24 protein-coding genes are annotated in these 24,501 nt (G+C 67.7%); 13 read left to right on the plus strand and 11 right to left on the minus strand.

Annotation, left to right across the window (positions count from 1 at the left end; all coding sequences use genetic code 11):
* Positions 1–22 precede the first annotated feature (22 nt).
* The 5 genes from D7Y61_RS12460 to D7Y61_RS12475 all read left to right on the plus strand — a co-directional run bounded on the left by D7Y61_RS12460 (position 23) and on the right by D7Y61_RS12475 (position 5,363).
* Positions 23–1,141 (plus strand): hypothetical protein, encoded by a 1,119-nt coding sequence (locus D7Y61_RS12460; protein WP_180866497.1) that lies wholly within the window; start codon positions 23–25, stop codon positions 1,139–1,141.
* A 37-nt stretch (positions 1,142–1,178) separates the two neighbouring features.
* Entirely contained in the window at positions 1,179–2,795 is a 1,617-nt protein-coding gene (locus D7Y61_RS12465) for a hypothetical protein (protein WP_180866498.1), read from the plus strand.
* A gap of 54 nt (positions 2,796–2,849) precedes the next feature.
* Positions 2,850–3,746, plus strand: a complete 897-nt coding sequence (gene hemF, locus D7Y61_RS12470) for an oxygen-dependent coproporphyrinogen oxidase (protein WP_180866499.1) — start codon at positions 2,850–2,852, stop codon at positions 3,744–3,746.
* A gap of 96 nt (positions 3,747–3,842) precedes the next feature.
* Positions 3,843–4,040 (plus strand): hypothetical protein, encoded by a 198-nt coding sequence (locus D7Y61_RS22635; protein WP_258010349.1) that lies wholly within the window; start codon positions 3,843–3,845, stop codon positions 4,038–4,040.
* A gap of 27 nt (positions 4,041–4,067) precedes the next feature.
* Positions 4,068–5,363 carry a hypothetical protein gene (locus tag D7Y61_RS12475; RefSeq protein ID WP_345776232.1) on the plus strand — a complete coding sequence of 432 codons (1,296 nt, stop codon included), beginning with the start codon at positions 4,068–4,070 and terminating at the stop codon, positions 5,361–5,363.
* A gap of 89 nt (positions 5,364–5,452) precedes the next feature.
* On the opposite strand, the gene D7Y61_RS12480 is transcribed toward D7Y61_RS12475, so the two are convergent.
* Positions 5,453–5,932 (minus strand): DUF421 domain-containing protein, encoded by a 480-nt coding sequence (locus D7Y61_RS12480; protein WP_180866500.1) that lies wholly within the window; start codon positions 5,930–5,932, stop codon positions 5,453–5,455.
* A 328-nt stretch (positions 5,933–6,260) separates the two neighbouring features.
* Positions 6,261–9,035 (minus strand): DNA polymerase I, encoded by a 2,775-nt coding sequence (gene polA, locus D7Y61_RS12485; protein ID WP_180866501.1) that lies wholly within the window; start codon positions 9,033–9,035, stop codon positions 6,261–6,263.
* Between the two features lie 97 nt (positions 9,036–9,132).
* Here polA and D7Y61_RS12490 point away from each other — a divergent pair, with 97 nt between their 5' ends.
* Entirely contained in the window at positions 9,133–9,417 is a 285-nt protein-coding gene (locus D7Y61_RS12490; protein ID WP_180866502.1) for a DUF2782 domain-containing protein, read from the plus strand.
* Between the two features lie 127 nt (positions 9,418–9,544).
* Here the strand turns inward: D7Y61_RS12490 and D7Y61_RS12495 are convergent, their stop codons facing one another.
* Entirely contained in the window at positions 9,545–9,991 is a 447-nt protein-coding gene (locus D7Y61_RS12495) for a universal stress protein (RefSeq protein ID WP_005411629.1), read from the minus strand.
* Between D7Y61_RS12495 and D7Y61_RS12500 the strand changes: the two genes are divergently transcribed.
* The gene (locus tag D7Y61_RS12500; protein ID WP_180866543.1) at positions 9,990–10,322 is read left to right on the plus strand and encodes a hypothetical protein; all 333 of its coding nucleotides are present in this window, start codon (positions 9,990–9,992) and stop codon (positions 10,320–10,322) included. The genes D7Y61_RS12495 and D7Y61_RS12500 overlap by 2 nt on opposite strands.
* A gap of 80 nt (positions 10,323–10,402) precedes the next feature.
* Here the strand turns inward: D7Y61_RS12500 and D7Y61_RS12505 are convergent, their stop codons facing one another.
* Entirely contained in the window at positions 10,403–10,957 is a 555-nt protein-coding gene (locus tag D7Y61_RS12505; protein ID WP_180866503.1) for a hypothetical protein, read from the minus strand.
* 214 nt (positions 10,958–11,171) lie between these two features.
* Between D7Y61_RS12505 and D7Y61_RS12510 the strand changes: the two genes are divergently transcribed.
* Positions 11,172–11,801, plus strand: a complete 630-nt coding sequence (locus tag D7Y61_RS12510; RefSeq protein ID WP_180866504.1) for a hypothetical protein — start codon at positions 11,172–11,174, stop codon at positions 11,799–11,801.
* A 95-nt stretch (positions 11,802–11,896) separates the two neighbouring features.
* Here D7Y61_RS12510 and uvrD read toward each other — a convergent pair whose 3' ends face one another.
* The 5 genes from uvrD to rpmB form a co-directional block, all read right to left on the minus strand.
* Positions 11,897–14,089 (minus strand): DNA helicase II, encoded by a 2,193-nt coding sequence (gene uvrD, locus D7Y61_RS12515; protein WP_111204302.1) that lies wholly within the window; start codon positions 14,087–14,089, stop codon positions 11,897–11,899.
* A 9-nt stretch (positions 14,090–14,098) separates the two neighbouring features.
* Positions 14,099–15,520, minus strand: coding sequence for an FAD/NAD(P)-binding protein (locus D7Y61_RS12520; RefSeq protein WP_180866505.1), 1,422 nt, complete (start codon positions 15,518–15,520; stop codon positions 14,099–14,101).
* Between the two features lie 271 nt (positions 15,521–15,791).
* Positions 15,792–17,210, minus strand: coding sequence for a cardiolipin synthase (gene cls, locus D7Y61_RS12525; protein WP_180866540.1), 1,419 nt, complete (start codon positions 17,208–17,210; stop codon positions 15,792–15,794).
* 217 nt (positions 17,211–17,427) lie between these two features.
* Positions 17,428–17,595, minus strand: coding sequence for a 50S ribosomal protein L33 (rpmG, locus tag D7Y61_RS12530; protein ID WP_169411268.1), 168 nt, complete (start codon positions 17,593–17,595; stop codon positions 17,428–17,430).
* 10 nt (positions 17,596–17,605) lie between these two features.
* Positions 17,606–17,842 (minus strand): 50S ribosomal protein L28, encoded by a 237-nt coding sequence (gene rpmB, locus D7Y61_RS12535; protein WP_005411638.1) that lies wholly within the window; start codon positions 17,840–17,842, stop codon positions 17,606–17,608.
* A 278-nt stretch (positions 17,843–18,120) separates the two neighbouring features.
* Here rpmB and D7Y61_RS12540 point away from each other — a divergent pair, with 278 nt between their 5' ends.
* Positions 18,121–19,335, plus strand: a complete 1,215-nt coding sequence (locus tag D7Y61_RS12540) for a nucleotide disphospho-sugar-binding domain-containing protein (protein ID WP_180866506.1) — start codon at positions 18,121–18,123, stop codon at positions 19,333–19,335.
* Positions 19,336–19,348: 13 nt separating this feature from the next.
* Here D7Y61_RS12540 and dnaQ read toward each other — a convergent pair whose 3' ends face one another.
* Entirely contained in the window at positions 19,349–19,858 is a 510-nt protein-coding gene (gene dnaQ, locus D7Y61_RS12545; protein ID WP_065198402.1) for a DNA polymerase III subunit epsilon, read from the minus strand.
* Positions 19,859–19,913: 55 nt separating this feature from the next.
* Positions 19,914–20,807 carry a LysR family transcriptional regulator gene (locus tag D7Y61_RS12550; RefSeq protein WP_180866507.1) on the minus strand — a complete coding sequence of 298 codons (894 nt, stop codon included), beginning with the start codon at positions 20,805–20,807 and terminating at the stop codon, positions 19,914–19,916.
* A gap of 108 nt (positions 20,808–20,915) precedes the next feature.
* Here D7Y61_RS12550 and D7Y61_RS12555 point away from each other — a divergent pair, with 108 nt between their 5' ends.
* From D7Y61_RS12555 to D7Y61_RS12570, 4 genes are all read left to right on the plus strand, one after another.
* Entirely contained in the window at positions 20,916–21,305 is a 390-nt protein-coding gene (locus tag D7Y61_RS12555; RefSeq protein ID WP_180866508.1) for a RidA family protein, read from the plus strand.
* A gap of 342 nt (positions 21,306–21,647) precedes the next feature.
* Complete coding sequence (locus D7Y61_RS12560; RefSeq protein ID WP_180866509.1) at positions 21,648–21,983, plus strand: hypothetical protein; 336 nt, start codon at positions 21,648–21,650, stop codon at positions 21,981–21,983.
* A gap of 56 nt (positions 21,984–22,039) precedes the next feature.
* Entirely contained in the window at positions 22,040–23,293 is a 1,254-nt protein-coding gene (locus tag D7Y61_RS12565) for a TolC family protein (protein WP_180866510.1), read from the plus strand.
* Positions 23,290–24,495: an efflux RND transporter periplasmic adaptor subunit gene (locus tag D7Y61_RS12570; RefSeq protein WP_180866511.1), complete on the plus strand. Its 1,206-nt coding sequence runs from the start codon at positions 23,290–23,292 to the stop codon at positions 24,493–24,495. Before D7Y61_RS12565 ends, D7Y61_RS12570 begins: the two co-directional genes overlap by 4 nt.
* The last annotated feature ends 6 nt before the right edge of the window (positions 24,496–24,501 follow it).

The raw sequence follows: 24,501 nt of genomic DNA on the forward strand, positions 1-24,501 counted from the left end.
TCCGCACGACAAGGACCGTCGCATGCGCTTGCTGACCCTTCTCCCCGCGCTGCTGCTGTTCGCCGCGCTGCCTGCCGCCGCCGATGCGCTGCGCTGTGGCGAATACCGCAGCACCGACGGTGGCATGGCGCTGATATTCACATCACCCAGCAGCGGCTACCGCCGCGACGACGGCAGCGAGCCGGAGCCGCTGTGGGTCGATCGCAGTGCGGCGCAGGCCCGCCTGGTCATGCTCGACGATGGCGTGGCACTGCCGGTCCGGATCAGCGCCGATGGGCAGCGCATCGAAGACGACGTGGTGGTCTACACGCTGCGCCAGTCCCGGGACTGCGCCGTCGAACCCAGTGCGATTGCCGGCAGCTGCCGCGCCGCCGGCAGCCACTGCATTGCGCAGCTGCCCGCGGCTTCGCCCAGCCAGGCCCAGCGCGCGTGCAGCGAAGGCGTTGGCGCGGGCTGCTCGGCGCTGCTGCGACAACTGCGGGATGACAGCCCAGCGAAGGCCACCGACGACGTCGGTGCCACGGGCTTTGATCGCCCGCCTGCCTGCCGCGAACACACGCCCGGGCATGACCCGCAGGCCTGCGAGGCGCTGACCAATGATGCATTGGCTGCCGCCATGCAGCGGGTGAATCAACGCCTGCAGCAGGAAGACGAAGACACACTGGATTCGCCGCTTCCGGCCGCTGCACGCGATCAGCTGCAGCAGCTGTGCCTGCAGCACCGCAGTGGCCGCTTCTGCGTGGAAGTGGCCGCGCAGCAATTGAACGCGCTGGAACCTGCGTTGGCAGTGCAGGCCCTGCAGATGGTCTGCGATGCGGGCCGCGTCAGTGCCTGTGAGCGTATCGCGCCACTGCGTGGCCTCGGCACCGACCTGCGCCTGGTTCCGCTGCAGCAGGTGCCGTGCGGCCGTTACCAGGCCGACGGTGGCGTGATCGACATGCTCGACTTCGGTGATGGCGCGCGTGCCCGCCTGCACGAAGGCGCCGTCCAGCTGCAGCAGAACGGCGAAACCCTTGTGCTGCGCCAGCTCGGCAATGGCGACCTGCTCGGCATGGATACCCAGACCGGCTACCAGCGTTACCGGCCATTGCCCGGCACGGCACAATGCACGCCCCCGCGCGAGGGCCAGGGTTCGCCGTAGCGCCAGGAGCTTCCCGTTCGATCGTCAAGGAGACGACATGCATTCACCCGCACCGCGCCGCCGCTGGCTGGCCTGGGCCCTGCTGCTGGCCGCGCCGATGGCCGCCGCACAGTCGCCACAATGCGGCCTGTTCAAGGCCGACGAAGGCAGCGGCACGCTGCGCATCAGCTCACCGAACCGCGGCGAGCAGAAGCACTTCGGCAGTGCGCCGTCTCCGGTCGCGTTCCAGCAGATCGACGGAAAGCTGCAACTGGTGAACCTGGAGTACGGCCTGCCCAGCGCGCTGCAAGTGCGCGATCGTGGCCGCACGGTCGAGGTGGATGGCACGGTCTACCTCCTGCAGGCGCCCGCACAGTGCGCCGCAACCGCCACGCCGGCTGCAGGCAGCTGCCTGGCTGATGCGGCGGCGTGCCTGGACAACCGTCGCGAAGCGACCCCGGCCGCCCTGGAAGCGGGGTGTCGGGAAGGCGTGCCCGGCATGTGCCTGCAACTGGCTGATCGTTGGCACGAGGAGGCCAAACCCTCGGTCGAGGCCGATCCCGCCCTGGCAAAGGCAGCGCTCGACGCCGCCTTGTCTGGCATCAAACTCCCCGCTGCCTGTGACAACGGTGGCTTCGAACAGGGAACCCCGGCGTGTGCCGCCGCACTCGAGGCCAACCCGGCAGTGCAGGAGCAGCTGGTCAAGGCCGCGATGACGGCCGCCATGAACGAAGCCATGGTGACGATGACGGCGCCGACCGTGCCGGTGATCATTCCGGCTGAGCGGCGGCAACAGTTGTTGCAGCTATGCCGCGAGGTACCGCACGGCGGCTTCTGCACCCGCGTGGCTGAGCTGTCCTGGGACGCGGGAGATCCCCAGCAGGCGGTGCAGGCCCTGGCTGCGGCCTGCCCCCCCGGCAATGACACCGCCACCTGCGAGCGCCTGCCGGCGTTGCAGGCGGTGGGCGCATCGCTGCGACCGCAGCCCGCAACTGCATTGCCCTGCGGCAACTACCGGTCCGACGGCGGCCTGATGGACACGCTGGATTTCGGTGACGCCGGCCTGGTTGGCGTTGGCTGGAGCAGCCATCTTCGCGCACGCGTCGAAGCGGGCGACATCCGCATCCACCACGACCGGGACGGCGACTTCGTGCTGCGCCCGCTGCCCGGCGGCCAGTTGCTGGGCCTGGATAACTGGACCCGCTTCCAGGTGTTCGTCCCCACCGGCGAGGGCCCGACCCGGTGCAGTGCACCGAAGCAGTTCAAGGTGCTGCCACTGCCACAGGATTGCCCGCTGGCACTGGCCAACGAGGGCGGCGCCGAAGCCTGCTGCGCGCAGGGCAAGCTGCAGGGCTGCAACATTCTCGGCAACCGCCTTGCGCTGTCCGGCGACTGGCTGCAGGCCGCCGGGCACTACACCACGGTCTGCCGCGCCGGCGTGCGCGAAGGGTGCGAGAACCTGGTGACCGCACAGGGCAACGGCGCGGAACTGGACGCACGGGCAACACTGGAGCAGCTGTGCAAGGCCGACCGTAGTGGCCTGCATGTGGCCTGCGACGTGCTCGGCACCCAGAACTGGGAGCTGATCACGCTGGGTGGTGCTCTGCAGAAGGCGGTTGACGAGGCAGCCGAGGACGACGCTCCGGCGCCGCGCAACTCCAACCGCAAGCGCTGAGCCGGCCAGGGCCTGCCCGCAGCTTCGGGCGGGCCCTGCGGTAAAGTACGCGCCATGAACGAATTCGAGCGCGTGCGCGCCTACCTCACCGACCTGCAGGACCGCATCTGTGCGGCGATCGAGGCCGTCGATGGCCAGGCCCGCTTCCAGGAAGACCTGTGGCAGCGTGCCGAGGGCGGTGGCGGGCGTACCCGCGTGCTGCGCGACGGTGCGGTGTTCGAGCAGGCCGGCATCGGCTTCTCCGACGTGGCCGGCAGCCGCCTGCCGCCATCAGCCTCGGCCAACCGTCCGGAACTGGCTGGCGCCTCCTGGCGTGCCACTGGCGTGTCGCTGGTGTTCCACCCGCTCAACCCCTACGTGCCGACCACCCATGCCAACGTGCGCTTCTTCCAGGCGCAGCGCGACGGCGAAGTGGTGGCCAGCTGGTTCGGCGGTGGCTTCGACCTGACCCCGTTCTATCCGTTCGACGAGGACGTACAGCACTGGCACCGGGTCGCGCGCGACCTGTGCGTACCGTTCGGCGATGAGCGCTACGCTGCGCACAAGCGCTGGTGCGACGAGTACTTCTTCCTGCGCCACCGCAATGAAACGCGCGGCGTCGGCGGCCTGTTCTTCGACGACCTGCACGGCGACTTCGAGCGCGATTTCGACTATCTGCGTGCGGTCGGCGATGGCTTCCTGGATGCCTACCTGCCGATCGTGCAGCAGCGCAAGGACACCGCCTACGGCGAGCGCGAGCGAGAGTTCCAGCTGTACCGACGCGGCCGCTATGTGGAATTCAACCTGGTATACGACCGCGGCACGCTGTTTGGCCTGCAGAGTGGTGGCCGCAGCGAAAGCATCCTGATGAGCCTGCCGCCGCGGGTGCGCTGGGAGTACGGCTTCACCCCGGAAGCGGGTAGCGCCGAGGCACGCCTGGCCGATTACCTGGTGCCGCGCGACTGGCTCTGACCTTCCGGCGCCACGCCTGACGCGTGGCGTCTTCTCCTGCCTGTGGTGCGCCCTGCACCGGACAGGTCCTGCTTTGCCTCCTTCAAGGATGACCCCATGCCTGCTGCTGTTTCCCTCCGCCCCCGCGCTGCGGGCTGGCGCTCCCTGCTGTTGCTCGCACTGGCCTCGGCCAGTCTGCCGGCTGCCGCGCAGTCGATGGCCTGCGGCACCTACAAGGACAGCGGCGGCACTATCACGCTGACCATCGAGAGCGAAGGCCACGCCTTCCTGTCCGGCCCCTACCAGGCCACCTAGGAGCTGCGCATCGCCCGCCAGGAAGACGTGCTCGGCACCGGCAACCTGTCCACGGGACGCCTGGAAAACTGGTTCTTCTCGGACAACGACCGCACGATCAACACGCCCTATCGCGAGTTCACCCGTGAGCACGCCGCCGCCTGCAAGACGATGCCCGAGCCCATCGAAGATGGTTGCGTGATGAACACCTCCGAGTGCCTGGAGGCGCTGCCCGAGGCCGCACCGGTGAAGCTGCACGCCTGGTGTGCCGAGGGCGTGGGCGCGGCCTGCTCCCAGCTGTTGGAGACCTACCAGCAGCAGGCCAAGGGCGCTGCCCCGGCGCCTGCACGGGCCGAGCCGCCGAAGCCGGAGATCTGCAAGGAGGATTCCGCGTCCTTCAACGCCGAGGGTTGCAGAGCGATCGCCGAGGTGGTCGGGCTGGAGATGATCGGCAAGTCCCTGCTCGGGCTGCAGCATTCGGTTGATCCCGTGTTGCCGTCCGCGCAGCTCGATGAGCTGGCCACATTGTGCCGGCAGCAGCACGGCGAGACCTTCTGCGCCGACGTTGCCGAGGTGCTGTGGAGTGGCGGGCGCCTGTTGCAGGCCCACGAAGCGCTGCAGCTGTCATGCGCGCAGCGCGCCGACGGCGTGGCCTGCGGCCGCGCCAAGGCGCTTGCCAGCCTGGCCGCTGCGCCGGTCGCTTCACTGGCTCCGGTGCCGGCCACTGCGCTGCCGTGTGGGAGCTATGAAGCCGAGTACGGTGTGCTCTCGCAGCTGCGCTTCCTCGATGGCGGCCTGGTTGAGGCCGAGGGCCGCGACCAGCGCCTGCGCGCGCGCCTGCAGGACGGCCGCATCCTCATCCGTCCCGATGTCGGCAGCGACTTCGTGCTGCAACCGCTGAAGAACGGAAACCTCGCCAGCGTCGACGACGGCAACCGCTTCGCCTACTACGAGCGCAAGCCCGCCGCAGGCAATGCCAGCTGCACGCCGCCGGTGGCGTTCGTGGAGATCCCGCTGCCACTGGATTGCCCCACCCTGGCACGCAAGGACGGCGCCAAGGCCTGCTGCACCGAGGGCAAGCTGCTGGGCTGCAAGGTTGCCGGCGAAGCGCTGTTCGAGGCCGAGAAATGGGCCGCGTCGCTGCCCTACTTCGAGACGCTGTGCGGCGCCGGTGTCCGCGAAGGGTGCCTGGCATTGGCAGCGGTGTATTCGCATACCGCCGACCCGAAGATCCCGCAGGCCATGGCGACGCTCTGCGCGAAGGATGGCAAGGGCACGCATGTGGCCTGTGATGTGGACGCCACCCGCAACTGGCCGGCACTGAAGGCCGAAGCCGCGCTCTGAGGGCGCGGGAAGGGGTACCCGTAGCGTCGAGCTTGCTCGACTTCTGCTGGCWGTGGATGKAAACAGTCGAGCAAGCTCGACGCTACACGTCAGGTGCTCCTCCTGGGGATGATGGTGATGTGCCCGTTGATCTCCAGCAGGGCCAGCTCGACATCCTCCACGCCCAGGCAGCCCTGCTGGCGCATGGCGGCCTCGAAATCGGCACGGGTGACCTGCTCACGGCGCAGAACGGCGTCGAACAGGCGCCCATCACGCGCGATCACTACCGGTTCTCCTTCCACCAGGCGCTCGATGCGCCGGCTGCGGGTGCTCACCCAGCCCACCCCGTAGTTGAGCAGGATCAGGGTGGCCGCCAGCAGCAGGCCGCCGCCCAGCGAGGTATCGGTACCCAGCAGCGCGTTCTGCACCGCGTTGCCCAGCAGCACCACCAGCAGTACGTCGAACGGGGTGATCTGCCCCAGCGGGCGCTTGCCGCTGAGCCGGACCATGCCCAGCACCACGACATAGACCACCACCGCGCGCAGGATGAACTCCCACCACGGCATCGCCAGTGCGAACAGGTCGGGCATTGTCTTCCCCTGCGGAGCGGTGGCCCAGCGTGGCGCAGGCCACGGCATCTGGCAACGGCACAAATAAAAAGCCCCGCTGACCAGGGGGAGGTCAACGGGGCCGGGGAACGGGCACTTGGGGAGGAGTCCCCGTTCCGAGATCTGCTCCAGGGGATGGGAGAGATCCACAACAGGCGTTGCGCCTGTCGAGAGTTATAGAAGCACTCCGAACACTAACGGTTCGTGAAGGGGCCCAATTTAATGAACCTCCATCAGGGCAACATTCATGATCGAGTCAGAAACCTCTGACGAATGAACGAATTCACGTCGTTTTCGGCCTGAAACACCCTCAGTGTGCTTCGTCCCAGTTGTTGCCGATGCCGGTATCGACCACCAGCGGCACCCGCAGTTTGGCCGCTTGCGACATGCGCTCGACCACCTGCAAACGCAACTCTTCGACGAAACTGCTTTCGGTTTCGAACACCAGTTCATCGTGCACCTGCAGGATCATCCGTGCCGGTGCGCCGCTGTCCCGCAGCCACTGGTCCACGTCCACCATCGCGCGCTTGATGATGTCGGCGGCGGTGCCCTGCATCGGCGCGTTGATCGCGGCGCGCTCGGCACCGGCGCGCAGGCCCTGGTTACGTGCATGAATGTCGTTCAGGTACAGGCGGCGGCCGAACAGGGTTTCCACATAGCCCTGGTCGCGGGCCTGCTGGCGCATCCGCTCCATGAAATCTCGCACGCCCGGGTAGCGGCTGAAGTACAGCGCCACGTAGTCCTGCGCCTGGCCACGGTCGATGCCCAGGTTGCGGGCCAGGCCGAAGGCGCTCATGCCGTACATCAGGCCGAAGTTGATCGCCTTGGCCGCGCGGCGTTCGTTCGGGGTCACTTCCTCCAGCGTGCGCCCGAACACCTCGGCGGCGGTGGCGCGGTGGACGTCGGCGCCCTGCTCGAAGGCACGCACCAGGCCCGGGTCCTCGGACAGGTGGGCCATGATCCGCAGCTCGATCTGCGAATAGTCGGCCGCCAGCAGCTGGAAGCCCTCCGGCGCGATGAATGCGCGGCGGATACGGCGGCCATCCTCGGTGCGGATCGGGATGTTCTGCAGGTTCGGGTCTGACGAGGACAGGCGGCCGGTGGCGGCGCCGGACTGGTGGTAGCTGGTGTGCACGCGGCCGGTGTCCGGGTTGACCATCTCCGGCAGCTTGTCGGTGTAGGTGCTGCGCAGCTTGGCCAGGCCCCGGTAGTCCAGGATCACTCGCGGCAGCTCGTGCTGGTCGGCGATCGCCTCCAGCGCCTCTTCATTGGTGCTGGGCTGGCCCTTCGGGGTCTTCACCACCGCCGGCAGCTTCAGCTCATCGAACAGCACCGCCTGCAGCTGCTTGGGCGAATCCAGGTTGAAGCTACGGCCGGCCAGCTCGGTGGCCTTCTGCTGCGCGGCCAGCATACGCGAGGACAGGTCCTGGCTCTGCCGGCGCAGTTCGTCGGTGTCGATCCGCACGCCGTTGGCTTCGATCGTGGTCAGCACCGGCACCAGCGGCATCTCGATATCGCGGTACACGCTGTCCAGCGCCGGTTCGGCCAGCAGCTGCGGCTGCAGCGCGCGGTGCAGGCGCAGGGTGATGTCGGCGTCCTCGGCGGCGTAGCGGCTGGCTTCGTCGATGCCCACCTGCGAGAACGGGATCTGCTTGGCGCCCTTGCCGGCCACGTCCTCGAACTTGATGGTGCTGTAGCCCAGGTAGCGCAGCGCCAGCGAATCCATGTCGTGGCGGGTGGCGGTGGAGTTGAGCACGAAGCTCTCGAGCATGGTGTCGTCGTGGTAGCCCTGCACCTCCACGCCGTGGCGGCGCAGCACGTGCAGGTCGTACTTGCCGTGCTGGCCCAGCTTCTTCTTCGCCGGGTCCTGCAGCACCGGGCGCAGTGCGTCCAGCACCTGCTGAAGCGGCAGCTGGGCCGGCGCCCCCGGGTAATCGTGGCCGACCGGAATGTAGGCGGCCTTGCCCGGCTCGACCGCCAGGCTGATGCCCACCAGGCGCGCGCGCATCGCGTCCAGCGCATCGGTTTCGGTATCGAAGCTGATCAGGTCGGCCTGCTGCAGGCGCTCGACCCAGGCCTGCAGCTGCTCGCTGGTCATCACGGTCTCGTATTCACCCGGCGCGGACAGCGCCGGATCCAGCGTGCCAGCGTCTGGCGCCTCGGCGCTGCCACGCGCGAAGCCGGCGGCGGTGCCGCGCAGGCTCGGAGTGGCCTCACTGGCAGCGGTGGGCGCCGGCAGCGGCGCACCCAGTTCCTTCAGCGCCTGGGTGAAGCCGTAACGCGTATACAGCTCGGTCAACTCCGGCACGTCCTGCTCGCGCAGGGCCAGCGTGGTCGGGCTGGCGTCCAGCTCCACGTCGGTGCGGATGGTCACCAGATCGCGGTTCAGCGGCAGGCGTTCCAGCGCGGCGCGCAGGTTCTCGCCGATCTTGCCCTTCATGGTCGGCGCGGCGGCCATCACGCCGTCCAGGTGCTGGTACTCGGCCAGCCACTTGGCCGCGGTCTTCGGCCCGCACTTCTCCACGCCCGGCACGTTGTCGACGGTGTCGCCCATCAGTGCCAGCAGGTCGATGATCTGATCGGCGCGCACGCCGAACTTGTCCATCACCGCCGCGTCCGAATCCATGCGGCTGCCGGTCATGGTGTTGACCAGTTCGATGCCCGGGCGCACCAGCTGGGCGAAGTCCTTGTCGCCGGTGGAGATGGTCACCTTCAGGTCCTGCGCCAGGCCCTGCAGTGCCAGCGTACCGATCACATCGTCGGCTTCCACGCCGGGAATGCGCAGGATGCTGATGCCCAGCGCTTCGACGATGCGGCACATCGGCTCGACCTGGCTGCGCAGTTCATCGGGCATCGGCGGGCGGTTGGCCTTGTACTGGTCGTACAGGTCGTCGCGGAAGGTCTTGCCGGGCGCATCGACCACGAACGCGACGTAGGCCGGGCGTTCCTTCAGCGTCGAACGCAGCATGTTGACCACGCCGAACAGCGCGCCGGTGGGTTCACCCTGTGCATTGGACAGGGGCGGCAGCGCGTGGAACGCGCGGTACAGGTAACTGGACCCGTCGATCAGGACTAATCTGCTCATGGGTCGATTCTACGCGCCCGTGCCTGCACCGAGGCGACACGGCGCCGACGTAGCGATGGGGCATAATCAAGGCCCGATCCAGGTAAAGGCCCCGCCGATGAAGACCCTGATGCTGGCTCCCCTGCTCCTGCTGGCTGGCTGCGCCAGCATGGGCGGTGCAGGCGCTCCCCCGGTGGACGTCAAGGGCGCCGATGTGTCCAGCCGCACCATGGACAACGGCGATGTCATCGAGGAATACCGCGTGTCCGGCCAGCTGCGCATGGTCAAGGTGACCCCGTCGCGCGGCGCCCCGTTCTACATGTACGACAAGAACGGTGATGGCCGTTTCGACAACGACAAGGACGGCGTGTCGCCGGTGTACTGGAAGCTGTACAGCTGGTGAGGTGACCGGGGTCGAATCCCTTTCCGCAGGAAAGGGCTCTGACCCCAGCGAGCCCGACCCCACAAAAGACAACGCCGGCGCGCATCCTGCGCACCGGCGTCGGGTCCCCTCCCCGGGAACGCTTGAATCAGCGGATGACCAGCACCGGCAGGGTGCTGCGTGCCAGCACTTCGGCGGTCTGGCTGCCCAGCAGCACGCGGGTCACGCCACGGCGGCCGTGCGAGGTCATCACGATCAGGTCGCTGTTGCGCTCGCCTGCCGTCTCGATGATGCCGTCGGCCGCATAACGGTCCAGCACATGCACCGGGTTGGCGGTGATGCCCTGCTCGGCCGCCTTGGCCAGCGCCGGCTGCAGCACCTTCTGCGCGCCTTCCTCGCGGTCAGCCTTGTACTCGGGGCTGTTCATGTAGCCCACGCTCCAGCCCATGGCGTCGTACATGCCGACTGCCCACGGCTCGGAAACGGTCACGATATCGACCTCGGCATTGAGGTCCTTGGCCAGCTCCAGGCCCTTTGCCAGGCCCTTGTCGGCCAGCTCGGACCCGTCGGTGGCAATCAGGATGCGCTTGTACATGGTGGGGCTCCGTAGCGATCTGCCAGATGGGAACGACACCATTGCACACCGGATGTGCAGGCCGCGCCTTGAGCAGGATCAATCCGGCGCCGCGCAACGGCGTGTGCGCATCGCCGGCTTGCCCGCCCCCTTGCCGCGGCGCATGCTGGACCAGCGGCACCGCGCCGCCCCGGGAGAAACGCACATGCGGGACAGCAAGCCGACACCACGAAGCCCCCTCAGGATCATCCTTTTGAGCCTCATCGCCGCCTTCGTGCTGTTCTACGGCGGCTATCATCTGGGCAAGGACATGGCGCTGCGTGACAACGCCCGCCAAGCAGCAGGCAAGTAAGTTGCTTCTGTAGAGCCGAGCCATGCTCGGCTGCGGATGGAGGAGCCGAGCATGGGCTCGGCTCTACATCAGGCCCGTGCTCAGGCGATCTGCACCACGCGTGCGTTCTGGCAGAGCGGGTAGCTGGCCACGAATTCTGCGATCGCGTCACGCATCGCTTCGAACGACTCGCCATACATGTACAGCGCGGTCTCGGTCGGGCCCTGCCACCAGCTGCAGATCTCACCCAGGCCTTCGATGCGCTCGGACAGCTGTTCGAACACGTGGTTGGAATCGCACTGTTCGTAGACTTCGTCCGGCAGGTTCAGGCCATCCAGGTAGATGCCCAGGCCTTCGGTCACGCCGAAGCTGCGGTCGGCCTCGCCCGCACCCTGCAGCTGCGAACCCTTCGGCGCGCCCAGCTGTTCCAGCAGGTCGATCAGCTTGGGCACGCCGGCCACATCCACCAACGCAACCTCGATATCGCCGTACAGGACCTCGCCCTCGTCGGAGGTCGCGGTGCCACCGCCGACGATCTCGCCGATCTCCGCGGCCTGCATCAATGCGTCGAGCGGGTCTTCGAACAGCTCATGGCGATGCGCGGGCTGCAGCTTGGCGTTCAACGTCACGGTGACGTGCAGGGGGGATTCGGTCATCGGGGGCGTTCCTGGAAGATGTAGCCGCTATTGTAGAGCCGAAGGCTGCGGCAGAAGCCGCTGCCAGCATCGCTTGCGACGGCCCGAAGGGTGCCTGTCAGGACGACCGGCATAGCCATGCTCGGCTGCCCTGCCATTGCCAATTCTCCTTCCCCGGCCTGCCGACCCAGCGATAGTGCGCGTCGCACCGACACCACTCCAACAGGGGGAATACATGAAGTCGATCTTTGCCTTTTCATTGCTGCTGCTCCTCACCGGCTGCGGCGTCCGCACCGAAGTGATACGGGTGAACGTGCCCGACATCCGGGTCAATCCCGAACAGGGCACCACCATCGTGGTCGCTCCGGTGCGCGACAATCGCCAGTCTGACTTCCTCTCCCTTGTTCCCGCCTCGGACAGGGCCAGGAATGTCGGTGGCGAGATTCGTCAGGGCAACGGCTTCAATCTCGTGCTGGAGTCGGCCACGGCGGCCGAGAAGACCCGCGAGATCATCATCCAGGCACTACGCAACATGGGCTACCGCACCACCGACCAGTGCGCCGCACAATGCCTGCAGCTGGAGGCGTCGATGAACCAGTTCGCGGTCAGGGCCCCTTTCAATTTCTGGCGTGCCGCTGGGTGGGCGCAGCAGATGGTCGCCGATGTGTCCGTCGAGGTGACCACACGCGAGGGGGACAGGACACGTGCCTTCACCGCCAAGGGCCACGGCACCAATGTGTTCCAGGTGGTTTCACCCGAGAACTGGGAGAAGGCGCTGGAACGCGCAGTCACTGATTTCACGGCCAATTTCAAGCAGAACATGTCTGCCCAGGATGCCGCGGCTACCTCCAAAGCACAGGACTGAGGCTCTATCTGTCTTGTAGAGCCATGCTCGGCTGCCTTTTCAAACCAGAAGCAGCCGAGCGTGGGCTCGGCTCTACAGATGAAGCAAGGCGGTGATCAGATCACCGTCAGGTTGGCGTAGGCCATCACCAGCCACTTGCTGCCGGCGTCTGCAAACTCGACCTGCACGCGGGCGTGCGCGCCGCTGCCTTCGTAGTCGGTCACCATGCCTTCGCCGAACTTGGGATGGGTGACCAGCGCACCGAGCTTGACCGGCGGTGCCTCGATCGAGGCATGGCCCATGACCCGGCTGGCACCCATCGAGGCCGGCCGCGAGACCTGCACCTTCGGGCGCACTTCATGCAGCAGCTCGCGCGGGATCTCGCGCAGGAAGCGCGACGGCAGGCTGTAGTTGTCCTGGCCGTGGATCCGACGCGACTCGGCGTAGCTCAGCACCAGCTTCTGGCGCGCGCGGGTGATGCCGACGTAGGCCAGCCGGCGCTCTTCTTCCAGGCGCCCGCTTTCCTCCAGCGAACGTGCGCTGGGGAACAGGCCTTCTTCCAGGCCGGCCAGGAACACCAGCGGGAATTCCAGGCCCTTGGCCGAGTGCAGGGTCATCAGCTGCACACCTTCCTCACCGGCCTGCGCCTGGCCTTCACCGGCCTCCAGCGCGGCATAGGCCAGGAACGCGACCAGCTCGTCCATGTCCTCGCCCACTTCCTCGATGTCGTCGGCGCGACGCACGAAGCGCGAGGCCACCGAGACCAGTTCGTCGAGGTTGTCGGTACGCGATTCCGAATCCAGCGCGTTGCGGCTTTCCTTGCTCCAGTGCTCGCGCAGCTGCGAGCGGGCCAGCACGTGGTCGACGCGCTCGGCCAGGGTCATGTGCAGGGTCTGCGCCTGCAGCTCGTTGACCAGTACCAGGAAACCGGCCAGTGCATTGCGCGCGCGTGCGGCCAGTGCACTGCCCTGGGTGACCAGCATGGTCGCTTCCCACAGAGAGATGCCCTGCGCGCGTGCCTCGCGGCGCACTTCGTCCAGCGTGCGGTCGCCGATGCCACGGGTAGGTGTGTTGACCGCGCGCTCGAACGCCGCGTCATCGTTGCGGTTGGACAGCAGGCGCAGGTAGGCCAGCGCGTCCTTGATTTCGGCACGCTCGAAGAAGCGCATGCCGCCGTACACGCGGTACGGTACCTGTTCGCTCAGCAATGCCTCTTCCAGCGCACGCGACTGCGCGTTGCTGCGGTAGAGCACGGCCACTTCGGTGTAGCTGCCACCATCGCGCACCCACTGGCGCGCACGCTCGACGATGTAGCGCGCCTCGTCCATCTCGTTGTACGCGGCGTACAGGTCGATCGGCTCGCCGTCGCCGCTGTCGGTCCACAGCTGCTTGCCGATGCGATCCGGATTGTGCGCGATCACCGCGTTGGCGGCACCGAGGATGTTGGCGGTGGAGCGGTAGTTCTGTTCCAAGCGGATGGTCTGCGCACCCGGGAAGTCGCGCAGGAAGCCCTGCACGTTCTCGACCTTGGCGCCACGCCAGCCGTAGATGGCCTGGTCATCGTCGCCGACCACGAACACGTGGCCGGAATCACCGGCCAGCACGCGCACGAAGGCGTACTGGATGGCGTTGGTGTCCTGGAACTCGTCCACCAGGATTTCGCGGAAGCGAGCGCGGTAATGCGACAGCAGCGCCGGGTTGTCACGCAGCAGTTCATGCGCGCGCAGCAGCAGCTCGGCGAAGTCGACCAGCCCGGCGCGGTCGCAACGCGCCTGGTATTCGATGTAGGCCTGGCGCATGGTTTCCAGCCACGCATCGTGTGGCTCGGGCTGGATGTGCTGCGGGCGGCGGCCCTCGTCCTTCTGTGCGTTGATCCACCACGCGATCTGCTTGGCCGGGTACTTGCCGTCGTCCAGTTCCAGTGCCTGCACCACGCGCTTGACCAGCCGCAGCTGGTCATCTGAATCCATCACCTGGAAGCCTTCGGGCAGCTTGGCGTCCTGCCAATGCAGGCGCAGCAGGCGGTTGGCCAGGCCGTGGAAGGTGCCGATCCACATGCCGCGACTGCCGTTGGGCAGCTGGGCGTCGATGCGGTGGCGCATTTCGCCGGCCGCCTTGTTGGTGAAGGTCACCGCGAAAATGCCGTGGGTCGGCACGCCGTCGACTTCATGCAGCCAGGCGATGCGATGGGTGAGTACGCGGGTCTTGCCGGAACCGGCACCGGCCAGCACCAGGTGGTGGCCGGGGGGAGCGGAGACGGCTTCGCGCTGGGCCGGGTTCAGGCCATCAAGCAGGTGGGAGACATCCATGCCCCCATTTTACGGCATCGCCGTCGCGGCTCCTGCGATCACTTCGGTGGCGAGCGCCTGCGCCTGCTGACGCAGTTCAGGCACCGCCAGGCTTTCCCACAGGCTGCCGATGCGCAGGCTGCCGAGCACGCCCAGCCGCGCCTGCGGCTGGCCACCGGCGGCGCACAGGCGGTCTCCCGGCACCGTGCTGTCCAGGCCCAGCCCATGCGGGCCGGGGCGGGCAAGCCCATCGACCAGCAGCTGCTGCAGCAACGGGTTGCGCAACGCGCGGGCGCGGGTTTCCACGCCGGTGGCGTTGATCACGCCGCCGATCGTCCACTGCTGTTCATTGCCCGAGGCATCGCGGCCGGACAGTTGGAGGCCACCACCATCGCGCCAGACGCGTTGCAGGCGGGCACGGTGGACGCACAGCTGGCCGGTCTTGATCAGCGCCTGTAGCTGTGCGTCCACTTCTTCAGCAATGCGATGACGATGCACATCCCAGTAGCGAACCACGTGGCGCAGGAAGCGGCGCTGGTCGGCCGCGTCGAGGCTGCACCACAGCGCCTGCCCGTGCGGACGGATGCGGTCCATCACGCCCTGCCACGGCAGGCCGTCAGCCTGCGCCTGGCGGGCGAAGCCACGCAGCGCGTGCAGGCGCTGGCGCAGGTTCATCGGCAGCAGCGTGGCCGGATCGAAGCTGGGCAGGCCACCGTGCGCGTGCGGCAGCGGCAGCAGGCCATGACGCGAGATCACATGCAGCGGCCCGGTATGACCGGCGGCGACCAGCGCCAGCACCGTGTCGGCCATGCTCAGGCCGGAGCCGACGATGGCCACGGTCTGTTCGCCGGCCAGGGTACGCACACCGTCGTAGTCCCAGGCCTCGATCACGTCATCGGCGGGCAGCGCGTCGGCGCCGGGCACCGGCAGCGGGCGCATGCTGTTGCCGGTGGCCAGCACCGCCTGAGCGGCGTGCAGCGTACCGCCATCGCCGAGTGTCAGCTGGTAGCCGTGGTCATCCGGTTGCAGGCCCAGCACCGGCTGCGCGATCACCTGCAGCTGCGCCGGGCTGTCGGCCACGGCATCCTGCAGGCGCTGCTGCAGGTAGGCGGCAAAGAAGTGGCGGCACACGTAGCGCTCGCCCAGCAGCTCGCGCGCCTCGCCCGGGTAGGCGTTGGCAGCCATCAGGTAATCGAGGAAATCGCCGGGCTGGTCGGCAAACGCGCTCATCTTCGCCGCCGGCACGTTCAACAGGTGCTCCGGCCACGGCGTGGCGTAGGCGATGCCCTGGGCCAGCTGCGAGGCCGGTTCGAAAATGGCCAGCGCCAGCGGCGCCTTCGCCTGGCGCAACACCTGGATTGCCACCAGCACCCCGGCCGCACCACCACCGATGATCGCCAGGTCCAGTTCGCCATTACGCGGTGAATCAGTCATGCGCCGATTGTAGGCCATCGGCGATGACGGGCCGGGTTGCCGAAATGGGCGGGAACGACGGAAACGTCGGAAACGACAGGGTAGAGTCGACTGTTAGTCGACTGCTCTTGCGATAAAAATCCCGCGCTGCGCGCGATAGTCGACTAACAGTCGACTCTACCCCGCCGGTTGCGTCCACACCGCCGGTTGCATCCACACCGCCGGTTGCATCCACCCCATCGGTTGCATCCACCCCGCCGGTTGCATCCACCCTGCCGGCGGCGTCCACCCCGTCGGTTGCGCGCGCCACTCACATCAACGCATCGGCCAGCCGTGCGATGCCCTCGCGGCTACGCCGCCAGGCAGGCCGTTTGCGCCACTGCTGCAGATCCAGCTGGCGCGATTCCCGCAGGTAGCCGTCCTCGATCGCGCACAGCTGCCGCACCAGCGCGTGGTCGTAACAGATCAGGCCGATTTCGGCATTCAGCGCGAACGAGCGGATATCCATGTTGATCGAGCCGAGCACGGCGATGTCCTCGTCCACGCTCATGTGCTTGGCGTGCAGGAACTGCGGCTCGTACAGCGCGATGCGCACGCCACAGCGCAGCAGCTCGTCGTAGTAGGCCTCCTGTGCCCACGAGGTCAGTCGCTGGTTGTTGCTGGCCGACAGGATCAGCTGCACCTGCACACCGGACAACGCGGCAATGCGCAGCGCGCTGAGCGTGGCTTCGTCGGGCACGAAGTACGGCGTGACCATCACCAGCCGGCGCCGCGCCAGGTGGATCAGCGCCGCCACCGCATCGCGTGCGTTGCTGTACGGGTAGGCCGGGCCGCTGGGCAGCAGCTGGGTAGCGATGTCGTCGCCGCATTCGGGCACATCGGTGATCACATCCAGGCGCTGGCCGGTTTCCATGTACCAGTCGCTGGCGAACACCGCTTCCAGATGCGCCACCGCCGGCCCGCGCACACGCGCCACCAGCTCGCGGTTCGGGTGGCCGGGCACGAACCCGGGCCCCGCCAGGTTCTGCGAGCCGACATAGGCAACTTCGTTGTCGATCACCGCGATCTTGCGGTGGTTGCGCAGGTCCATGCGCCCGCTGCGTCGCCAGCGCAGGCCACCGGGCAGCATCGCGCGCACTTCGATGTCGCGCGCCTGCAGGCGCTTGCGATAGGCACGCAGGCCACGCTTGGCACCCACCGCGTCGAGCAGCACACGGCACTGCACGCCCCGTGCAGCCGCACGCTGCAGTGCCTCGACGATAGCCTCGCCCACCGCGTCGTCGAACATCAGGTAGTACAGCAGGTGCACCCGGTCTTCGGCCTGGTCGATGTCGGCGATCAGCGTGTGCAGCGACTCGTCGTAGTCGGTCAGCAGATCGACGGCGTTGCCGTGCACCGGCATGAAATCGCCCTGGCGCTGCACCAGCGGCACGATCTCGGCGCTGGCGGTGTCGGGCTGTGGGGTCCAGCGCAGGCGATGCTGCAGTGCCTGTTCCTCGCGGATGACCTGCGAGGCCTCGGCCTGGCGGCGGATGCGCTCGCGCGACAGCCACGGGTGGCCGAAGAGCAGGTACAGCGGCAGGCCCAGCAGCGGTACGAAGCCGACCAGCAGCAGCCAGCTGCGCGCCGCGCCAGGCGTGGTGCGGGTGGGAATCCAGCACAGCGCGACCAGCCGGATCAGCCAGTCGATCAGCAGCAGGTAGGAACCCAGCAACCACTCGAACAGCATCGTGTCGCCCGTCGGGAGGTGATGGGCCATTCTGCCCACCGGCCTTTGTAGAGTCGAGCCGCGCTCGACTGCGTTGAAGCAGCGTGCCAACCAAGGTTGGCACCTACCGGGCGGACAGCGTGCCGACCAACGGTCGGCACCCACCATCTGGATGCCAGGCATGAAAAAACCCGCCACAAGGGCGGGTTTCTTCGCGGGGATCAGCAATCCTTGCGGATTACTTGATCTTGCCTTCCTTGTACAGGACGTGCTTGCGCACGACCGGATCGTACTTCAGGAATTCCATCTTCCCCGGGGTGTTCTTCTTGTTCTTGTCGGTCGTGTAGAAGTGGCCGGTACCGGCCGAGGAAATCATACGGACCTTATCGCGCTTGCCTGCCATGATGCTTTACTCCTCAGACCTTTTCGCCGCGCGCACGCAGCTCAGCCAGAACGGAATCAATGCCGTTCTTGTCGATGGTGCGCAGTGCATGCGCGGAAACACGAAGCTTGACCCAGCGGTTCTCGCTGGCCACCCAGAAACGGCGCTCGTGCAGATTCGGCAGGAAACGACGACGGGTCTTGTTGTTGGCGTGCGAGACGTTGTTACCCGTCTGCACTCGCTTGCCGGAAACCTGGCATACGCGGGACATTGCGCACCTCGATAGTAGTAGTTGTCAGCCCGTAGCCCGGGAGACGGCGGCCTCGATGGTTGCCCACCACACGTCAAGAGAATCAAAGGGTTACGCTGGCGTTGGGCGGCCGGGGACGTGCTCCCGGGGGCGCCGCCCGGTAGAAAACCGGACACAGCGAGCCGCGCATTATGCACGGGTTCAAGCACTTGCGCAAGTTACCCACAGGCTGCGGCTGAACCGGCAGGGCCGGGAGCTCGCCAACCGGCATACTGCTCCGGTTCACTGCGGAGCTTTCCATGCGGCTGCTGGCCCTGACCTACGGAACCGAAGGCGATACGCGTCCCCTGGCCATGCTCTGCCATGGGCTGATCGGCGCAGGCCACGAGGTGACACTGCTTGCCGATGGCGGCACCCTGGGCAGCGCGCAGGCACTGGATGTGCCCCATGCGGCTCTTGAAGGTGACATCCATGACGAAGTGGTCGCGCTGGTCTCGCGTGGCAACGGTGTTGCCGCCGCCAGTAGCGGGCTGGCACGGATGGCGCTGCAGCATGTCAGCGGCTGGATGCGTCAGGCCGATGCCGCTGCCGAAGGCTGCGATGCGATTCTGACCGGTGGCCTGGCGGCCTTTGTCGGCATGAGCGTGGGCGAACGCCGCGGAATGCCGGTCATCGGCACCGGCATGATCCCGCTGACCCCGACGCGGGCCTTCCGCTCTCCGTTCCTGCCACCGGGACGCTCGCCGGGCTGGTTGAACCGCGCCAGCTATGGGCTGGTCAACGGCCTGATCTGGCGCCAGTTCCGTCGGCCGATCAACGCAGCCCGCAAGCAGCTGGGGCAATCGCCGCGCCGCTCGCTGTGGCCCGGCCTGCCGATGCTCTATGGCATCTCGCCGCAGCTGCTGCCGCCACCGGCGGATTGGCCGGCCGACCACATCGTCTGTGGCCAATGGCGCCTTCCTGATGCGCCCTGGATACCCCCGGCCGATCTGCAGGCCTTCCTCGATGCCGGCCCGGCGCCGGTGTATCTGGGCTTCGGCAGCATGACCGGCTTTGATCGCGAGCGCGTGTTGCCGGCCCTGCTGCAGGCGCTGGCGCCACGCCGGGTGCTGCTGTTTCCTGGCTGGGTGGGACTGCCTGCGATGCGCTTGCCCGATTCGGTCTTCGTACTGGGGCCGACTCCACACGAAGCGCTGTTCCCGCGTTGCGCATTCGCCATCCATCACGGTGGCAGCGGCACCACGCATTCGGCCTGCCGCGCCGGCATTCCCTCGCTGGTGATGCCGTTCGCCGCAGATCAGTTCTTCTGGGCCGATCGCCTGTATCGGTTGCGGGTGGCACCGGCGCCGCTGTCAGCGAAGCGACTGGATGCAGCGACGCTGGCAGCGGCCATCACCTTCGCTGCAACCGAAGCAACACGCGCACGCGCGGCGGCCTTGGGCGTGGCGATGAGCAGTGAGGACGGGGTGGCATGTGGCGTGGCAATGATCGAGCGCTGGTTGCGGCCGATGTAACGGCGACCAGGCCTCAGCGCAGATGCGGAATCACCTGGGCCAGTAGATGGGCATCCTTCAACGCGCCGTGCAGGCCGCGCTGGCTGGGAATGCGCAGGCGCTGCAACACATCGTCCAGTTTATTGCCCTGGCCTGGCCAGCGCCCGCGCGCCAGCTTCAGGCTGCAGGTGATGCGGCAATGCTGGGCCAGCGTGCCGGGGATGCCAGCCAGGCGCAGCTCGTTGTCCAGGAAACCCACGTCGAAGGTGGCGTTGTGCGCGACCATCTCGCTGCCGCGCAGGAAGTCGAGCAGCTCGGCGGCCTTGCTGGAGAACAGTGGCTTGCCCACCAGCATCGCGTCGCTGATGCCGTGCACGCGCTGCGCGCCCCAGTCCACCTTGCGCTGCGGCTGCAGGTAGGTATGGAACTGGCGGCCGGTGAGCTGGCCATCGATCAGTTCGACGGCACCGATTTCGATCACCCGGTGCCCCAGGCGGTGGGAGATGCCGGTGGTTTCGGTATCCAGTGCGACGATGCGGCTCATCAGGGTATGCGTTCTCCAGTACGTGCAGCCGGATTTTCGCACGCGACCGATGCACTCACCCCAACGCTTCCACCACCCAATCAATGAACACCCGCAGCCGCTGGCTCATGTGCCGGTTGGGCGGGAACATCACGTGCATCGGCATTGGCGGCAGCTGCCATTCCTGCAGCACCGGCAGCAGCTCGCCACGCGCCACGTGCGGATCGGTCATGTAGCTGGGTAACGCGACCACGCCGAGCCCCGCCAACGCAGCCGCCAGATACGCATTGCCGTCATCGAAGCCCACCGTATAGCGGCCCTGCACCTCGACGCGCTCATCGCCACGCTGTGCAGTGAACACGCGGGCGCGGCCACTGCGCGGGCTGAGGAAACCGACCATGTGGTGATCGGGCCCTTCCAGCGCGCGCGGGTCGGTCGGCACGCCGAAGCGCTGCACATAGCCCGGGCTGGCGTGGAAGCCGATCGGCAGCGCAGCAAGCGGCCGCGCCACCAGCGCCGGGTCGGCTGGAGTGCCACCACGGATCACGCAATCGACGTTGTCGGCGATGACGTCCACCTCGCGGTCACTCACGCCGATGTCCAGCTGGATCTCCGGGTAGCGCGCCTGGAAATCCGGCAGCGCTGGTACCAGCCGCAAGCGCGCGTACGGCCCGGGCACATCCACGCGCAGGCGTCCGCGCGGTTGGGTGGCCGCGTCGCCCAGCCCGCCCTCCACCTCTTCCAGCTCGGCCAGCAGGCGGGCGATGCGCGGGTAATAGGCCGCGCCATCGGCGGTGACGCTGACCCGGCGCGTGGTGCGGTTGAGCAACCGCAGCCGCAGGTGCGCCTCCAGCTGCTGCACCAGCTGGGTGACCGTGGTGCGGCTGACCTGCAGGGTGTGCGCAGCGCGGGTAAAGCTGCCGGTCTCCACTACCCGGGCAAAGGCCCGCATCGCCTCGAAACGGTCCATGGCTGGCCATGATTGTTTGGAATTGGCAATCAATCTAGGCCGATCATCGCGATTTATCCAGACAGCGCTGGCGCGGAGGATGGGCGTTCTCTCCCACGGGATCTTCCCATGTCACAGCGTGATGTCGTTTTCCCCGCCAGCCGCCAGACCCTGTACGAGCGCAACCGCTACTCGCCAGCGATCCGATCCAACGGCTTCCTGTTCGTTTCCGGCCAGGTCGGCAGCCGCGAGGATGGTTCGCCTGAGCCGGACTTCGAAGCGCAGGTGCGCCGCGCCTTCGAAAATCTCAATGCGGTACTGGCTGCCGCCGGCTGCAGCTTCGATGACGTGGTCGACGTGACCGTGTTCCTGGTCGACCCCGAGAAGAACTTCGAGAAGGCGTGGGCGATCGTGCCCGAGTACTGGGGCGAAGCACCGCACCCAACCCTGACCGGTATCGGCGTGACCTGGCTGTATGGGTTCCAGTTCGAGATCAAGGTGGTCGCGAAGCTGCCGTGATACGGGTAGTGCCGGCCGCWGGCCGGCAAWGTGTCGGAGGTCGAAAAGCGTGTCGACCAAGGTCGACACCTACCAGGGCAGTCGGCGTGACCTGGCTGTACGGGTTCCAGTTCGAGATCAGGGTGATAGCGGAGCTGCCGTGATACGGGTAGTGCCGGCCGCTGGCCGGCAACGTGTCGGGGGCCGAAAAGCGTGTCGACCAAGGTCGACACCCACCAGGGCAGGAGGTCGGCACCTGCCAGAGCTGGCGTGCCCGGCCCACCTGAACGGGAGGTTCCGACGAATTCCCGAGGTGGCCATTGATATTGTATCCGGCGAAAACCGCTTGCTAGCCTCCCCTCCATGCGCCGGATCACCCGCCAACTGCGTACGTACCTGATGATGCTGCTGATGGCGGCATTCGTGGTCGTGCCGGTGGCCGACGCACTGGTGTGTGCGGTGGAACCGCATGCCAGCAGCGCCCATGTCGAATCCCTCGCGGACGATGCAGGCGGTGACAGCGACAGCAAGCACACGGGTGCCTGCACGCATAACCACTGCCACCACTCCACGCTGAGCCTGCCGGCGAACGATTTCGCCGCCTTCGGTACGACGCTGCCGGCGCGCTGGATGAATGTCGGCGACGTTGCGACCTATGCGGTCGCCCAGGATGAATTGACGCGTCCCCCCCGGGCGTGAGTTGAGCGCGTCCCGCAATCGCGGGCTCCCGTTTCACTCACAACCGGAATCCCCCTATGTCGATCCTGACACCTCGGTCGCCGCGCGCGGCCGGGCTGGTCGTCGCCGTGTTGCTGGGCCTGGCCCCGGCGGCATCGGTGATGGCGCAAGCCGCCCCCTCCTACGACACCCTGCTTGAACGCCTGGACCAGCTGCCCGGTACCCGTGTGGGTACGGCACTGGCCGAGGCCGCCGATGCGCGTGCCGACCAGGCCCGTGCGCTGCCCAATCCCTCCCTTTCTTACTCGGCCGAAAACGCCTGGGGATCCGGCACCTACCGTGGCATGGGCAAGGCCGACACCGTACTCACCCTGTCCCAGCCGTTGGAGGTCTGGGGCCAGCGTGGCGCGCGCGTTCGTGCCGCCCGGGCCGAGGCACAAGCCGCTGCCCTGCGTGGTTCGCAGAGCCGCAGTGATGTCGCCAGCCAACTGGCGGCGGTCTACGCACAGGCGGAAAGCGCATTGCGTCGTTACGCTCTCGCCGGCGAAGCGCTGACCCTGACCCGCGACGACGCGGCTGCCGTCAATGCGATGGTCAAGCAGGGCCGCGAACCGCAGCTGCGCGCCGTGCAGGCTCAGAGCGAAGTGGCCAATGCCGCGGCGTCGCTGGATGAGGCTCAGGCGTTCCGCGATGCCGCGCTGGCCCGCTTGGCCGGCACCGCCCTGCTGGATGCGCCGGTGCAGTCGATCGACAACAGCCTGCTCGACCGCGCACCGCCGCTGCCGCGCGGTGCCACCGATACCGCACTGGCAGTGCGCATCGCCGAAGCCGAAGCCGATGCGGCGGGCAAGCTGGTGGACGTGGAGCGCAAACGCGCCCTGCCCGACCTCAGCGTCACCGCCGCGCAGACCCGCTTCCGCGAAGGCGGCGAGCGCGCCTACAACCTCGGGCTCAGCCTCAGCATCCCGCTGTTCGACCGCAACCGCGGTGGCATCCGCGCCGCCAACGCCGACCAGCGCGCGGCAGAAGCGCGCCTGGACCAGCAGCGCCGCGACAGCGAAGCCGAGCGCCTGTCCGCCGTGGCCGGGCTGAAGGCCGCTGGCAGCCGTACCCGCGCCGCCGATGAAAGCGTGGTCGCCGCCGAAGAGGCGTATCGCCTTGCACGCATCGGCTTCGACGCCGGACGCATCTCGCAGCTGGAACTGCGCAGCACGCGCAGCGCCCTCATCGCCGCCCGCGGCACCGCCGTGGATGCGCGCCTGTCGCGCGTCGGCGCGGAAATCGATCTTGCCCGCCTGGAAGGGCGCGCACCTTTTGTGGAGGCCCCATGACTCTCTCCCGTTCCTTCCCCCTGATCGGCGGCCTCCTGCTGACCGTGCTCCTGGCCGGCTGCGCAGGCAACGCACAGACGCCTGCCAATGAAGACCCGGCTGCGGCCAAGGCCGGCACCGACGACGGCCATGGCCATGCCGCGGATAGCAAGGAAGCCAAGGCAGAAACCGCGAAGGCGCCGGCGGACGCCGATGAAGGCGTGGTGCCGCTGACCCCGGAACAGATCAAGGCGTCTGGTATCGAAGTGGTCGCCGTCGGTCGTGGCGGCGGCGGTTCAACCCGCCTCGCCGGCCGGGTCGAGCCCTCGGTCGGTGCGCGTGCATCGGTGGCCTCCACCGTGACCGGCCGCGTCGAGCGCGTGCTGGTCGCGCCGGGCACGGCGGTGAAGCAGAACCAGGCACTGGCTATCGTGGTCAGTGGCGAGGCGGCGGTATTCCGCGCCAATGCGCTGGCCGCATCCGCCGAAGCCGAGGCTGCGCGCCTGGCCTATGGCCGCGACAAGGCGCTGGTCGACCAGGGCGTGGTCGCTCGCCAGGAAATGGAAACCTCGCGCGCACGTTCGCTGGCGGCACAGGCCCAGGCCGCCGCCGCGCAGGCCCAAGCCGCCGCCAACGGTTCGCCGGACAGCAGCGGTCGCGTGCGCATCACCAGCCCGGTAGCCGGCATCGTCGGCAACGTGCAGGTCACCCCGGGCGGCGTGGTCGCTGCCGGCAGCGCGGTGGCCGATGTCGCCGATCCGGCGATGAACGAACTGGTGTTCACCGCGCCGCCCGCGCTGGCCGCACAGGTCACGCCCGGCATGAAGCTGGAAGTGAGCGTGCCGGGTGGCAGCTTCACCGCCACCGTTACCGGTTCGGCCGCTGATGTGCGCCAGCAGGGCGGCGTCGCGGTGATCCGCGCCACGCCGGTGGACGCTTCGCTGCCGCCGGCCGGTTCGCCGGTATCGGCGGTGGTGGTCACCGAAGGCCAGGACGGTTCGCTCAGCGTGCCCGCCGATGCGGTGCAGAACGTCGATGGCGGCAGCGCGGTGTTCGTTGCCGTCGACGGCGGCTTCAAGGCGCAGTCGGTGCTGGCCGGGCGCCGTGCCGGCGACCGCATCGAGATCCTCGGTGGGCTGACCGGCAACGAGCGCATCGTCGGTGCCAACGCCTTCCTGCTCAAGGCCGAACTGGCCAAGGGCGAAGCCGAGCACGGCCACTGAGGAGGC

Source organism: Stenotrophomonas maltophilia (assembly GCF_013464485.1).
Classification (GTDB): domain Bacteria; phylum Pseudomonadota; class Gammaproteobacteria; order Xanthomonadales; family Xanthomonadaceae; genus Stenotrophomonas; species Stenotrophomonas maltophilia_AW.